A 13,688-nucleotide genomic window follows, 5' to 3' on the forward strand; every position below is an offset into this window, starting at 1 on the left:
TGAGGATGGAGCCCATGGATCGCCGCCAGTTTCTGATGGGTTCCACGGCGGTCGCGGCGGGCGCGCCGGGGCTTTCCGGGTGCACCCACGGACTAAACCATCCGAATCCGCCGCCGGTGTGGATCGACCCCGACATCGAGGAACTGCAGGAGCGGACCTTCCGCTGGTTCGCGGACACGACCAACCGCGCCAACGGCCTGACGCCCGACCGTTGGCCCAGGAAGTCCTTCGCCTCGATCGCCGCCGTCGGCTTCGCCCTGACCTGCTGGCCGATCGGGGTCGAGCGCGGCTGGATGACCCGCGAAGAGGCGCGCGAGCGCACCCTGATCACCGCCCGCTTCTTCCATGACGCCCCGCAGGGACCCCAGGAAACCGGCGTGACCGGCCACAAGGGCTTCTTCTACCACTTCCTCGACATGGAGACCGGTCTGCGGTTCGCGGACACCGAACTGTCGACCGTGGACACCACCCTGCTGCTCGGCGGCATGCTCTATGCCGCGCAATGGTTCGACGGCGATCATCCGGACGAGGCCGAGATCCGCCGGCTGGTGCAGGCTGTCTACGAGCGGGTCGAGTGGGACTGGGCGGTGGTCCGGCCGAACCGCATCTCGATGGGCTGGCGGCCGGCCAGCGGCTTCATCGAGGCCGACTGGCACGTGTACAACGAGGGCATGCTGGTCCTGCTGCTGGCCATGGGCAGTCCGACGCACCCGGTTCCGGCGTCGGTCTGGGACGAGTGGTGCTCGGTCTACGACCAGAGCTGGACCGACCGCTGGGGCCCGGCGCACCTGCATTTCCCGCCGCTGTTCGGGCACCAGTACAGCCACATGTTCATCGACTTCCGCGGCATCCGCGACGCCTTCATGCGCGGAAAGCAGGCGGAGATCCCCGGCTTCGACTACTTCCAGAACAGCGTCCGCGCGGTGCAGGCGCAGCGCAAATACGCCATCGACAATCCGATGGGCTGGGCCGGGTATTCGGCCGATGTCTGGGGCCTGACGGCCTGTGACGGACCCGGCGACTTCAAACAGGTCATCGACGGGCGTGAGCGGCAGTTCTTCAGCTATTCGGCGCGCGGACCGGGCGACCGGGACGACGGGACGATCGCGCCGACGGCGGCGCTGGGCTCGATGCCCTTCGCCCCGGCCGAAGTCACGGCGTGCCTGAAGGCCATGAAGGCCCAATATGGCGCCGGCATCTACACCGAGTATGGCTTCCTCGACTCGTTCAACCCGACGCTGGCGGCGACGCAACGCACCCTGCGTCACGGCCGGCTCGTGCCGGGCGTGGGCTGGGTCGATGGCGACTATCTGGGCATCGACCAGGGGCCGATCGTCATCCAGATCGAGAACCACCGCTCGGATGCGGTGTGGAGACGGACGCGCGGCGAGCCGAACATCGTGCGCGGCCTGAAGCGCGCCGGGTTCACGGGCGGCTGGCTGGACAACGCATGATCCAGCCGCGGCCGGATCGACGGACGGCGCTCGGCCTTCTGGCCGGGGCGGCGACCTTGGGTTCGGCGTGGGGTCTGGCCGGCTGCGGGCGACGCGAGGACGGGATCACCCGCCTGCGCTTCTGGGCCATGGGCAACGAGGCGACCAACGTCCCGCAGATCCTGCCGGAGTTCGAGCGGCTCAATCCGGGGATCAGGGTCGATGTGCAGGCCCTGCCGTGGACGGCCGCGCACCAGAAGCTGCTGACCGCCTACGCCGGCTCGTCGTTGCCGGACCTCAGCCAGGTCGGCAACACCTGGGTGGCGGAGATGGCGGCCATCGGCGCGATCTCACCGCTGCCGGCGTCCGCCTCCGATCTGCTGACCGACCAATTCCCGGCCGTGCTGGAGACCAACCGCATCGACGGGCAGCCGGTGGCCACCCCGTGGTACGTGGACACCCGACTGCTGTTCTATCGCAGCGACCTGCTGCAGCAGGCGGGCTACGACGCCGTGCCGCAGACCTGGGCCGGCTGGAAGCAGGCCATGCACGCGGTCAAACGGGTGGCCGGCGAGGGCAAGTATGCGGTGCTGCTGCCGGTCAACGAGTTCGAGCAGCTGCTGACCTTCGGCCTGCAGGGCGAGGAGCCGCTGCTGAGGGATCAGGATACGAGGGGCAATTTCTCCAGCCCGTCCTTCATCGCGGCCCTGGCCTTCTACAGGAGCCTGTTCGACGAGGGCCTGGCCCCGGTGGCGTCGGCGGCGCAGATCTCCAATGTCTGGACCGAGTTCGAGCGGGGCTGGTTCAGCTTCTATTTTTCGGGACCGTGGACCATCGGTGAGTTCCGCAACCGGCTGAAGCCGGAGACCCGCTGGATGACTTCGGGGGTGCCGGGGCCGGACGGGCCGGGGGCGTCGGCGCCGGGCGGATCGTCGCTGGTGGTCTATCGCTCGTCTCCGCGTCAGGAGGCGGCGTGGAAGCTGGTGCGCTACCTGTCCGATCCGGCGGTGCAGGCGCGGTTCAATGTCATCACCGGAGACCTGCCGGCGCGCGAGAGCGCCTGGGCCACGCCGTCGGTGGCCGGTGATCCCTACATCGCCGCCTTCAAGGGCCAACTGGCGCGCGCCAGGGCGGTGCCCAAGGTGCCGGAGTGGGAGCGGATCGTCACCGAGATGCAGATCGTGGCCGAGCGGATGGTGCGGGGCGAGTACACGCCCGAGACGGCCGGGGCCGAGATCGACCGCCGCGCGGATCGGCTGCTGGAGAAGCGCCGGTGGATGATCGAGCGGGGGAGGGCGTGATGACGGCTCAACCCATCGGAACCGCCGTCGCCGACACCGCCGCCGTCCCGCCGGTGCGCAGGGCGGGCGGGCGCGCCGGACGGGCCCGCGAGCGCGCCGCCTGGGGCTTCGTGGCGCCGGCGCTGATCGCCATCGGCGTCTTCTTCGCCATCCCGGTGTTCGCGGCCCTGCTGCTGAGCCTGACCGACTTCGACATCTATGCGCTGGCCGACCTGGGCAACGTCCGCTTCGTCGGCCTGCAGAACTACGAGCGGCTGTTCGCCAATCCGCTGTTCTGGGGCGCGATGAAGAACACCGGTCTGTTCGCCGTGCTGGGCGTGCCGCTGTCGATCGCGGCGTCTCTGGCGGCGGCGGTGATCCTCAACGCGCGGGTGGTGAAGTGGCGGCCGCTGTGGCGGGTGATGTTCTTCGCCCCCTATGTGACGACGCTGGTGGCCACGGCGGTGCTGTGGAACTACCTGCTGCACACCCGCTACGGCGTCATCAACTGGGCCATCTCCAGCATCGGCCTGCCCCCGGTCGACTGGCTGGGCCAGCCGTCGACCTCGATCCCGGCCATCCTGATGTTCGTGGTGTGGAAGATTTTCGGCTACAACATGCTGATCTTCCTCGCCGTTCTGCAGACCGTGCCGGACGACCTGTACGAGGCGGCGCGGATCGACGGGGCCGGGCCGTGGAAGCGGTTCGTGCACGTGACCCTGCCGGCTATCGCCCCGACCCTGCTGCTGGTCTCGATCATCTCGGTGGCGGGCTTCTTCCAGCTGTTCGCCGAGCCCTATGTGATGACGCAGGGCGGGCCGGCGCAGTCGACCGTGACGGTGCTCTACTTCATGTACGAAGAGGGCTTCAAATGGTGGAACCTCGGCTCCGCCAGCGCCGTGGCCTTCATCCTGTTCGTCTGCATCCTGGCGGTGACGCTGGTGCAGCTGGCGGTGGCGAAGCGGATGGGGGCCTACGAATGAGCCGCTTCCCTCACACCGCCCCCGTCATCCTCGGGCTTGACCCGAGGATCAGACCGTCCGGTGCGCGGTGGCGGGCTGGGAAATCGGGCTGCGGGGCCATCGGCGACGAACAGCTCGCCCCAACGTCTGATCCTCGGGTCAAGCCCGAGGATGACGGCAGAGGAGAGGGAGGGAGGTCATGAAAGTCCGAGCCGTCGCCCTCAACCTCGGCGTCGCCTTCATCGCGCTGCTGGTGCTGTTCCCGCTGCTGTGGATGCTGTCGGTCAGCTTCATGTCGACGGGGGAGGCGGCGACCTTCCCCCCGCCGCTGCTGCCGAAGACCTGGACGCTGGATCACTACCGCGACCTGTTCGTGACCCAGGGCATGGGGCGCTATCTGTGGAACAGCTTCGCCCTGGCGACGCTGGCGACGGGGCTGGCGCTGCTGTTCACCGTGCCGGCCGGCTACGCCTTCGCCAAGCTGAGGTTCCGGGGGCGCGAGCGGATGTTCCAGCTTCTGGTCGCGGCGCTGGTGGTGCCGGCCCAGATCGGCACCCTGCCGCTGTTCCTGATGCTCAAGGGGATGGGGCTGGTGAACACCTACGCCGGGGCGCTGGTGCCGTGGCTGGCCTCGATCTTCGGCCTGTTCCTGGTGCGGCAGTATTCGCTGTCGATCCCCGACGAGATGCTGGAGGCGGCGCGGATCGACGGCGCCTCGGAGGGGCAGATTTTCCGCCGCGTGGTGCTGCCGACGCTGCAGCCGATCATCGTGACCCTGGCGCTGTTCGTCTTCCTGGGCAGCTGGAACGACTTCCTGTGGCCGCTGATCATCCTGACCGACCAGTCGAACTACACCCTGCCGGTGGCGCTGGCCGCCCTGTCGCGCGAGCATGTGCAGGACATCGAGATGATGATGGCCGGGGCGGTGATCACGGTCGCGCCGGTGCTGATCCTGTTCCTCGCCCTGCAGCGCTACTATATCCGCGGCATGCTGGCCGGGAGCGTGAAGGGGTAGGGGCGACCGCCAAACCTTTGCCGTTGTCCCGCGCTCATGTCAGCATCTCCAAGGTTGCGGGGAGTGGAGCATGGGTTGGATCGGGGCGGTCGCGGGTCTCGCCATGCTCGTGGGCGGGCCGTCGGAGCCAGACGGCTACGCCGGCTGCCTCGACCGCGTTCAACCTCTGGGGTGCATTGTCGATTTGGGCCTTCTGGATGAGCCGGAAGCCGGGATCCCCGACCTGATCGCCGCCGGGGCGGAGGATGCCGCTCGCCTGCGTGCGACTTCTGAATACCGGAATGCGGTCGGGTTTGCGGCAAGGGTGGCCCACGGAGAGCGGCCCTCGCTGTCGCCCGCCGAGGCGCAACAGGTGCTGGCGATCTTCAGCGAGGTGGAATTCTACGACAGCGGTCTTCCGGGAGACGTTCGCGCCCGGTGGCTCTGGTCGGTCGCCCTGGGCGAGCCGGTGGCCGATCTGGAGACGCGTGAGCGGCTGATCCGCGCCGCTCACCGGGCGGATAGGCCCGGGGACATTCGCACCCTGATCCTTGAGGCACCGCTTGATGGCGCCTGGACGGACGATCAGAGGGCCGGCTTCGCCAGTCTTGTCGCCAGGATCGGAGGCGACTGGCGAGCGGCCGAAGCCTGGCTCGCGAGCGGCGGCGAGCGTGCGGACGGCTATCATCTTCCGGGCGTCCGGCTGGAGATCGACCACGCCCGCTTGAAAGGAGGCTATGACGCCGACGCTGCCGGACGGGTCGTGGACGCCATAATCGACGGTGACGAGATTCCCCTGTCGTTCGACGCAGCCGTCAACGTCCTGACGGAGGTCGGCGCGACGGTGGAGATGCGGCGGGCCGGGGCGGCGCTGGTCGAGCGCGGTCGGGATCCGGGGCGGTCGTTCGAGGATCGCAGCGAAGATCTCGGCTCTGCGTCCATGCTGTTCGAGGGAGCGGGCGACCGGGAGGCGGCTCTCAGCGCCGCGCGTGAGGGCGCGGCTCTCGCCCCGCGCGCGATTGCGCAGCTGCTTTCGGATTCCCGGGACGCACGAACCTCATCGCCGGCGAAGCAGGCCCAGAGGGCCACTCGCGCCATCAGGCTTCCGGTGCTGCGCCTGTATCGCCTGGGCGCACGGGACGAGGCGCTGGCGAACGGGTACCTCGCCGGCCGTGATCGTTATCTGGCGGAACTGGACGCCGGAAGACGACCGGACCCTGCATGGATCACCCAACCCGGCATCGACTTCGAACTGAAGCTGGTGGTTCCCGCCCTCGCGCGGCGCGAGGCGAAGACTGAAGCCGCCGACCTCCTGGCCCGTCTCGAGGCGGATCAGGCGGCGTGGGCCGAGGCCGGGGCGGAGGAACGGATGATGGTGGCCGCCATCGCCGGCGACCCGGCCCGGGTGGACGCAATTTTCGCCGAGGCCGTCCGGAACCTCGACGGAGAGGACGCCGGCGGCTGGTCCGCGATCCAGCTGGTCATCGGCCGCAGGGCCGCCGACGCCACGCTCGTTCGCGATCAGTCCCCGTAGGGCTGGTCGTAGCGCTGGCCCTGGGCGAGGTTGCCGAACCGGGTGGTGTCGGCGTCGAAGCTGAGCTTGACGATGCCGATGGGGCCGTGGCGCTGCTTGCCGATCACGACCTCGGCCTGGTGCTTGAGGCGGTCCATGTCCTCCTGCCATTTGAGGTGCTCCTCGGAGCCCTCGCGCGGTTCGGCGCGGCCGAGGTAGTAGCTCTCGCGGTAGACGAACATCACGCAGTCGGCGTCCTGCTCGATCGAGCCGGATTCGCGAAGGTCGGACAGCTGCGGCCGCTTGTCCTCGCGCTGCTCGACCTGACGCGACAGCTGCGACAGGGCCAGGATCGGCACGCTGAGCTCCTTGGCCAGGGCCTTGAGGGCGCCGGTGATCTCGGACACCTCCTGCACCCGGTTCTTCTGGCTGTTGCTTTCCCCGGTGGTGATCAGCTGGAGATAGTCGACGACGATCAGGTCCAGCCCGTGCTCCATCCGCTTCAGCCGGCGGGCGCGGGCGGCCAGCTTGGACATGGACAGGCCGCCGGTGGCGTCGATGAACAGCGGGCTTTCGCCGATCTCGACAGCGGCGTCGCGGATCTTGCCGAAGTCGGCGGCGTCGATCTCGCCCTTGCGCAGCTTGTCCGACGACACCCCCGAGGCGTCGGCGAGGATACGCATGGCCAGCTGTTCGGCGCTCATTTCCAGCGAGTAGAAGGCGACCACGCCGCCGTTGACGGTCTTGCGGCCCTCGGGCGTCGGCTCCCAGCGGTAGCTGCGGGCGACGTTGAAGGCGATGTTGGTGGCCAGCGCCGTCTTGCCCATCGAGGGGCGGCCGGCGAGGATCAGAAGGTCGGACGGATGCAGGCCGCCCAGCTTCTGGTCGAGGTCGTCCAGCTGGGTGGCCAGGCCAGCGAGCTTGCCGTCGCGCTGGTAGGCCTCGGCGGCCATCTGCACGGCCCCGGACAGGGCGGTGGAGAAGCTGACGAAGCCGGAGGACGGCTTGCCGGTCTCGGCCAGGGTGTAGAGCTGCTGTTCCGCGCTCTCGATCTGGTCGATGGCGGCGGTTTCGGGCTGGGGCGCCTCCCTGATGATCTCGCCCCCGATGCGGATCAGGTCGCGGCGCAGGGCGAGGTCATAGACGACGCGGGCGTAGTCGGGGGCGTTGGCCGCCGGAGGGGCGCGGTCGACGAGGTCAGCCAGGTAGCGCAGGCCGCCGAACTCCTGGAAGGCGGGGTCCAGCTTGAACCGCTCCATAAGGATGGTCGGCTCGGCCAGCAGGCCCTGGCGGACGTGGTCCTCGATGGCGTCGTAGAGCCGCTGGTGGAAGGGCTCGTAGAAATGGCTGCCGCGCAGGCGGTCCGACAGGCGCTCGAACACCGCGTTGTCGAACATCAGACTGCCCAGCAGCGCCTGTTCCGCCTCGAGGTTGTGGGGCAGGGACGGGATGGACGAGGGGTCCATCGAGGACGGGAAGGGCACGGGGGCGAAGGCGGTCATCGGGGGCATGTCATGCCCTTACCCGGTCCCTGCGTCATGTGCGGACGTAGCCTTGGACGGGGACAGACGTTCGCTCGCTGTGGACGCTCCGGAATTCCGTAATCGGATCAGTTAACGCTCAGCTGGAACAGCGGTGTCGCTCGGCCATCCACTCGCGTAGCGCGTCGAGGACGCTGATGTCGCGCCGGGCGTTGGGCATGGCCCGGAAGCGGGCGATCAGCGCCCGGGGCGAGATGCCCGTGCCGCGCGGCGGGATGCAGTGGGCGGGGCGCCGCCCGGCCCGGATCGCCGCCGCCTGTTCGGCCTTGAGCGTGCGGACGGCGCCGGTGACCTCGTCGACCAGACGCCGGCCCTCGGGGCGCAGCACGGCGGTGGCGTTCTGGGGCAGGCGGTCGGCGATGGCCAGAAACTCGCGCACGGTCATCGCCTGGGCGGCGGTGGCGAACAGGGCGACGGCGAGGCCGAGGGCGGCGGCGAGGGCGGGCCGGGTCATGAAGAATCTCCGGTGTCCCAGTTAGGGCGGTGACGCCCCTGAGGCAACGCTTCCCGAGGGCAGGCCGGTCCGCGGCCCGGCGCAGCGAAAAGGGCGCGCCCGGATGGACGCGCCCCTTCAACCGTTTTCAGCGATCAGGCTGGACTCAGGCTTCGGAGCCGAGACCGTCCTGCTGGCCGGCGCCGCCGGCGACCATGTCCTTGGCCTGTTCCAGCGCCTCGGCGCGGTCCTGGTCATAGGCGGACTTGATCACGTCCTCGCCCTTCGCCTGGCGTTCGGCCTCGTCGGCCGAGCGGGCGATGTTGATCTTGACCGTGGCGGAGACCTCGGCGTGCAGGCGGACCTGCACTTCGTGGACGCCCAGGGTCTTGATCGCGGTGTTGAGCACGACCTGCGAGCGCTCGACCTTGCCGCCTTCGGCCTGGATGGCCTCGGAGACGTCGCGGCCGGCGACCGAACCGTACAGCTGACCGGTCTCACCCGCCTGGCGGATCATGACGTAGGTCTGGCCGTCGATCTTGTCGGCGACCTTCTGCGCTTCGGCCTTGTTCTTCTCGTTGCGGGCCTCGATGGCGGCGCGGTCGAGTTCGAAGGCCTTCAGGTTCGCCGACGTGGCCCGACGGGCCTTGTCGCGCGGCAGAAGGAAGTTGCGGGCGAAGCCGTCCTTGACGGACACGACGTCGCCGATGGCGCCGAGGTTCTCGACGCGTTCAAGCAGAACGACCTTCATCTTACTTCACCACGTAGGGCAGGAGGGCCAGATAGCGGGCGCGCTTGATGGCCTTGGCCAGTTCACGCTGCTTCTTCTGGGAGACGGCCGTGATGCGCGACGGGACGATCTTGCCGCGCTCGCTGATGTAGCGCTGCAGCAGCTTGACGTCCTTGTAGTCGATCTTCGGAGCGCCGGCTCCGGAGAACGGGCACACCTTGCGGCGACGATAGAAGGGACGGCGGGCCGGGCCGGAGCCGGCCGGCGCGCCCGGCGAGGGGGCGGTGGTGTCGGTCATGTTCCGGTTTCCTTATTCGGCTTCGACGGCGTCTTCGCGGGGCGTGCGTTCACGCTCGCGCTCACGCTCGCGTTCGCGGCGGGCCAGCAGGGGCGACAGCTCCAGGTCGAGTTCCTCGACGCGGACGGTCAGCCAGCGCAACACATCCTCGTTGATCGACAGCTGACGTTCCACTTCGGCCATGGCGGCGGGCGGGCAGTCAACGGCGAGCAGCGAATAGTGCGCCTTGCGGTTCTTCTTGACCCGGTAGGTCAGGTTGCGCAGACCCCAGTACTCGATCTTGGCGACGGAACCGCCGCCTTGCTCGATCAAGCCCTTGATGGTGTCGTTCAGCGCTTCGGCCTGTTGCGCGCTGATATCCTGGCGCGACATGACCGTGTGCTCGTAAAGAGCCATGCGGTAGTCTCCCTTGTAGGGCGTCGGCGCGAGGGGACCGGGTAAAGTCCTCTCCCACGATGGATCCTGAAGCGGCGGCCGGGATGACTTCCCGAACCCTTTGGAACTCCGCGTCAGGACCGAAGCCCTGGAAAGGCGGCGCGTATAGGGGAAAAGCGGCTGCCCGGCAAGGCTGGTGCGTGAAAGTCATCGCAACCCGGCGAACCCGCGTGGATGTCGAGGCTTACTTCATAAAACAGCAGTCCCGATGGTCGAAATCATCGGCATCGCGTGGTCGAAATCGTCACGAACTGACGCCTACTGCGGCCGGATAACCATGCAGGTGACGCGGCGTTCGGCCAGGGTGGCGCAGGCGGCCTGGGCGGCCTGTTCGCTCATGCCGGTGAAGCGCGAGCGATACCAGCCCTCGGCGTTCTGCACGGTGCGTTCGGCGGCGGCGAACTGGCTGCGGAAGCGGCGGTTGACCTCGGTCAGCCAGTCGCGGGCCACGGCCTCGTCCCGGAAGGCGCCGACCTGGACGGTCCAGCGGCCGGCGGGCTCGCGCGCGGGAGGCCGGGCCGGGGCCGGTCGAACGGCCGACGGCCGCGCCGCGGGCGGCGGCGAGGCCGGGCGGGCCGGCGCGCCGTTCAGGGAGGCGGTGACATCGGTCGGTCCCTCGGCGCGCAGGAGGGCGGCGACGGTGCGGGCTTCCGACGGAGCCGGCGCGACCAGCGCGGGTTGCGGCGGCGGGGCGGGCAGGGAGACGTAGCTGACGGCCGTGGGCGAGCCCACGCCGGTCTCCTCGTCCGTCTCATTGTCGTTCGCGGCGGAGGCGTACTCGATCGGGCCGGAATTGTCGGAACCGATGCCGAAGCCCCGCTCCTCAAAGAAGGTCTGGGCGACCTGGATGGTCTGGCCGGACCGGCGCAGGCGCTCGACCTCGAAGCCGGTGTCCATCAGGGCGGCGACGTGGCTGTTGCGGCTGGCGGTCGAGCGACCGCCGAGGACGATGGTGATCAAGCGCCGGCCGTCCCGCACGGCCGAGGCCGCGAGATTGTAACCGGACGCATTGGTGTAGCCGGTCTTCATGCCGTCGTAGCCGGCGCCCTGACGCAGCAGGCCGTTGGTGTTGCGGAACTCGCGACCCTGGTAGGCCCAGTCGTGCAGACCGAAATAGCGGTAGTATTGCGGGTAGTCGCGCATCACGGCGCGGGCGAGGATGGCGAGATCGCGGGCCGAGGTCAGTTGGCGGGCGTCGGGCAGGCCGTTCGGATTGACGTAGCGGGTCTGGGTCATGCCCAATTCACGGGCCTTCAGCGTCATCTGGGCGGCGAAGCGGTCCTGGGAGCCGCCGACGTGCTCGGCGATGGCCATGGCCATGTCGTTGGCGCTGCGCACCGCGGTGGCCTTCATGGCATCGTCGAGGGTGATGGTCTGGCCCGCGGCGAGGCCCAATTTGGACGGCGGCTGGCTGGCGGCGCGTGGCGAGACGGTGATGACGTCGTCCAGCTTGACCTTGCCCTCGCTGAGCGCCTCGAAGGTCAGGTACAGGGTCATGACCTTGGTGATGGAGGCGGGATAGCGTCGGCTGTCGGCATGGCGCGCGAACAGGACCTCGCCGGACTCGGCGTCGACCACGATGGCGGCGTAGCGGGCGTTGTCGGATGATTGGGCGACCACCGGCGGCGTAGTCGGCACCACCACCAGGGCGGCGACCAGCATCAGCGAAAGCAATCCACGGCGGATCAGGGCGACGATCGGCAAGCGCAGGCCTCATACATAAAGCGCGACGGCGGCCCCACCACGCGACGCTGACGAAAGTCTACCATGCGTCATCGGGGTTTCATGAGGGTAAACAAGCCATCAACGGTTTTGTGAAGCGGCCTCTCCTGTCAGGCGCATGCGCGGGTTTCATGACATTATTGTGCAGCGCACAAAATCCCTTGACCTCCCTTCGCACTTGCACCATATGACAGTCCGTCGCGGTGGGATCGCCTGCCGCGGGAAAAATCACAAGCGGCAAAGCCGCGACAGGTTCAGGAGAAACACCATGGCCGACAGCGCCGAAACCGTGAACGTCAAGAAGACCGTCGAAACCGCCACCGCCCAGGTCAAGGCTTCGGCCGAGAAGGCCCAGGCCCAGGCCGAAAAAATCCAGGCTGCCGGCGCGCAGGCCTTCCGTGAAGCCGCCGACAAGTCGGTCGCCGGCCTGACCGAGCTGAACGCCGAGGGCAAGAAGAACCTTGAGGCCGTCGTCGCCTCGGCCACGGCCGCCCAGAAGGGCGTCGAGGCCCTGTCGGCCCAGACCGTCGCCTACAGCAAGAAGTCGTGGGAAGACGGCGTCGCCGCCGCCCAGTCGCTGGCCCAGGCCCGTTCGGTCCAGGAAGCCCTCGAGCTGCAGACCAACTGGGCCAAGTCGGCCGCCGAAACCTATCTGGCCGAAGTCACCCGCATGACCGACGTGTTCACCGCCTCGGTCAAGGACAGCTTCAAGCCGATCAACGAGCGCGTCACCGCCTCGGTCGAGAAGTTCCAGGCCGCCCGCTAAGGCGACCTGCCTCCCCAGTAAGCGTACGAAAGGCCTCCGGGAGCGATCCCGGGGGCCTTTTCGTTCGGTCCGCTAGTCCGACGCCGGCCCGTGATCGATGCTCAGAACCCGCGCCGCCCGCCAGGCGCCGTCCGCATCCAGTTTCCAGACGATCGAGAAGCGGGCCCGGCCGGTGAGGTTTTCCGGTCCGTCGCCGCGACGCTCATGGAACAGGTGGGAGCCTTCCTCGACCGCTCCATAGCCGGGCACGGGGTAGACCTGCAGCGTATCGCCCACCAGGGCGCGCCGCGACCGCCACGCGCCGGGCGCCTGCCGTTCCCGGCAACGGCGGGCGTAGTCGTCGACGAAGGCCTGCCGGCCGAACATCGCGCCGCCCTTGTCGTGATAGAACTCGAAGTCCGCGGTCAGCAGGGCGGTCAGGGCAGGCGGATCGCATCGTTCGAACATCACCGAGAACAGGGCCGCGTCCTGCTCCACGATCACCGCGGTCAAATCCGGTTGGGCCGGGACGGCCGGCGGGGTCTGCAGCAGGGCCAGGGCGCCGAGAACCAAAGGGAGCAGCATGACGTTCTCCTTCCGCCGCCGGGTGACGGTGAGGCCATGCTGCGGGGTCGCGGGACCCTTGTCCCGTGAAACTTCGGTCATGCAGGCCGTCACGAAACGTGTGACTGGACGCCGCTTCAAATCAGGCCATCATCTCCTATCTGTCCATCGACTCCCACACACGGACAACGAATGCCGCCGTCACGTAAGGCCGGTGATCAGGAAGGGGGCCTCGGGGCCGCCACCGTCACCGAAACAAAGCCGAAGCTTCAGAAGCCCTCGCTGTATCGGGTGCTGATCCTGAACGACGACTACACGCCGATGGAATTCGTCGTCTACGTGCTGGAGCGGTTCTTCCAGAAGAGCCGCGAGGACGCGACCCGCATCATGCTGCATGTGCACCAGCATGGCGTCGGAGTGTGCGGCGTCTTCACCTACGAAGTGGCCGAAACGAAGGTCGCGCAGGTGGTCGAGACGGCGCGCCGTCACCAGCACCCTCTGCAATGCACGATGGAAAAGGACTGAGAGGAACCTCCATGCCGTCATTTTCGCGTCCTCTCGAAGAGACCCTGCACCGCGCCGTCCACTATGCGAACGAGCGGAGGCACGAGTACGCCACCCTTGAGCACCTGCTGCTCGCCCTGGTCGACGATCCGGACGCCGGCAATGTGATGACCGCCTGCAACGTCGATCTGGCCAGCCTGAAGACGGCGCTGACGCTGTATGTCGACACCGACCTGGCGGCGCTGGCCACCTCGGACGGCGAGGACGCCAAGCCGACCGCCGGCTTCCAGCGCGTCATCCAGCGCGCCGTGATCCACGTCCAGAGTTCGGGCCGCGAGGAGGTCACCGGCGCCAATGTGTTGGTCGCCATCTTCAGCGAGCGTGAGAGCCACGCCGCCTACTTCCTGCAGGAGCAGGACATGACCCGCTACGACGCGGTCAACTATATCAGCCACGGCATCGCCAAGCGTCCCGGCCTCACGGAGAGCCGCTCCCCGCGCGGAAGCGAGGAGGAGTCTTCGACCGAGCGCCCGA

Annotated in this window: 15 protein-coding genes; 8 read left to right on the forward strand and 7 right to left on the reverse strand. The window is 68.3% G+C overall.

Annotation, left to right across the window (positions count from 1 at the left end):
* The first annotated feature begins 14 nt into the window (after positions 1-14).
* The 5 genes from VEB62_RS06970 to VEB62_RS06990 all read left to right on the forward strand — a co-directional run bounded on the left by VEB62_RS06970 (position 15) and on the right by VEB62_RS06990 (position 6,203).
* Complete coding sequence (locus VEB62_RS06970) at positions 15-1,454, forward strand: glucoamylase family protein (RefSeq protein WP_324797263.1); 1,440 nt, start codon at positions 15-17, stop codon at positions 1,452-1,454.
* Positions 1,451-2,734 carry a sugar ABC transporter substrate-binding protein gene (locus VEB62_RS06975; RefSeq protein WP_324797266.1) on the forward strand — a complete coding sequence of 428 codons (1,284 nt, stop codon included), beginning with the start codon at positions 1,451-1,453 and terminating at the stop codon, positions 2,732-2,734. Before VEB62_RS06970 ends, VEB62_RS06975 begins: the two co-directional genes overlap by 4 nt.
* Positions 2,734-3,696 carry a carbohydrate ABC transporter permease gene (locus VEB62_RS06980; protein ID WP_324797269.1) on the forward strand — a complete coding sequence of 321 codons (963 nt, stop codon included), beginning with the start codon at positions 2,734-2,736 and terminating at the stop codon, positions 3,694-3,696. Before VEB62_RS06975 ends, VEB62_RS06980 begins: the two co-directional genes overlap by 1 nt.
* A 178-nt stretch (positions 3,697-3,874) precedes the next feature.
* Complete coding sequence (locus VEB62_RS06985) at positions 3,875-4,690, forward strand: carbohydrate ABC transporter permease (RefSeq protein WP_324797272.1); 816 nt, start codon at positions 3,875-3,877, stop codon at positions 4,688-4,690.
* A gap of 70 nt (positions 4,691-4,760) precedes the next feature.
* Positions 4,761-6,203 carry a hypothetical protein gene (locus VEB62_RS06990; RefSeq protein ID WP_324797275.1) on the forward strand — a complete coding sequence of 481 codons (1,443 nt, stop codon included), beginning with the start codon at positions 4,761-4,763 and terminating at the stop codon, positions 6,201-6,203.
* Here VEB62_RS06990 and VEB62_RS06995 read toward each other — a convergent pair.
* The 6 genes from VEB62_RS06995 to VEB62_RS07020 form a co-directional block, all read right to left on the reverse strand.
* Positions 6,191-7,684: a replicative DNA helicase gene (locus VEB62_RS06995; RefSeq protein ID WP_324797278.1), complete on the reverse strand. Its 1,494-nt coding sequence runs from the start codon at positions 7,682-7,684 to the stop codon at positions 6,191-6,193. The genes VEB62_RS06990 and VEB62_RS06995 overlap by 13 nt on opposite strands.
* A 118-nt stretch (positions 7,685-7,802) precedes the next feature.
* Positions 7,803-8,177, reverse strand: a complete 375-nt coding sequence (locus VEB62_RS07000; protein WP_324797280.1) for a hypothetical protein — start codon at positions 8,175-8,177, stop codon at positions 7,803-7,805.
* Between the two features lie 145 nt (positions 8,178-8,322).
* On the reverse strand, positions 8,323-8,907 hold the full coding sequence (gene rplI / locus VEB62_RS07005; RefSeq protein WP_324797282.1) for a 50S ribosomal protein L9: 585 nt from the start codon (positions 8,905-8,907) through the stop codon (positions 8,323-8,325).
* Between the two features lies 1 nt (position 8,908).
* Positions 8,909-9,184: a 30S ribosomal protein S18 gene (gene rpsR, locus VEB62_RS07010; protein ID WP_324797284.1), complete on the reverse strand. Its 276-nt coding sequence runs from the start codon at positions 9,182-9,184 to the stop codon at positions 8,909-8,911.
* A gap of 12 nt (positions 9,185-9,196) precedes the next feature.
* The gene (gene rpsF, locus VEB62_RS07015) at positions 9,197-9,580 is read right to left on the reverse strand and encodes a 30S ribosomal protein S6 (protein WP_324797287.1); all 384 of its coding nucleotides are present in this window, start codon (positions 9,578-9,580) and stop codon (positions 9,197-9,199) included.
* A gap of 297 nt (positions 9,581-9,877) precedes the next feature.
* Complete coding sequence (locus tag VEB62_RS07020) at positions 9,878-11,323, reverse strand: D-alanyl-D-alanine carboxypeptidase (RefSeq protein WP_324797290.1); 1,446 nt, start codon at positions 11,321-11,323, stop codon at positions 9,878-9,880.
* Positions 11,324-11,609: 286 nt separating this feature from the next.
* On the opposite strand from VEB62_RS07020, the gene phaP reads away from it, so the two are divergent.
* A complete protein-coding gene (phaP, locus tag VEB62_RS07025) occupies positions 11,610-12,107 on the forward strand; it encodes a phasin family protein (protein ID WP_324797292.1) in 498 nt (165 codons plus the stop codon).
* 72 nt (positions 12,108-12,179) lie between these two features.
* On the opposite strand, the gene VEB62_RS07030 is transcribed toward phaP, so the two are convergent.
* A complete protein-coding gene (locus VEB62_RS07030) occupies positions 12,180-12,671 on the reverse strand; it encodes a nuclear transport factor 2 family protein (RefSeq protein ID WP_324797293.1) in 492 nt (163 codons plus the stop codon).
* Positions 12,672-12,842: 171 nt separating this feature from the next.
* Between VEB62_RS07030 and clpS the strand changes: the two genes are divergently transcribed.
* Complete coding sequence (gene clpS, locus VEB62_RS07035) at positions 12,843-13,175, forward strand: ATP-dependent Clp protease adapter ClpS (RefSeq protein ID WP_324797296.1); 333 nt, start codon at positions 12,843-12,845, stop codon at positions 13,173-13,175.
* 11 nt (positions 13,176-13,186) lie between these two features.
* The coding region (locus VEB62_RS07040; RefSeq protein WP_324797299.1) for a Clp protease N-terminal domain-containing protein at positions 13,187-13,688 on the forward strand (502 nt) is incomplete at its 3' end.

The sequence above is a fragment of the Brevundimonas sp. genome, assembly GCF_035626975.1.
Classification (GTDB): Bacteria; Pseudomonadota; Alphaproteobacteria; order Caulobacterales; family Caulobacteraceae; genus Brevundimonas.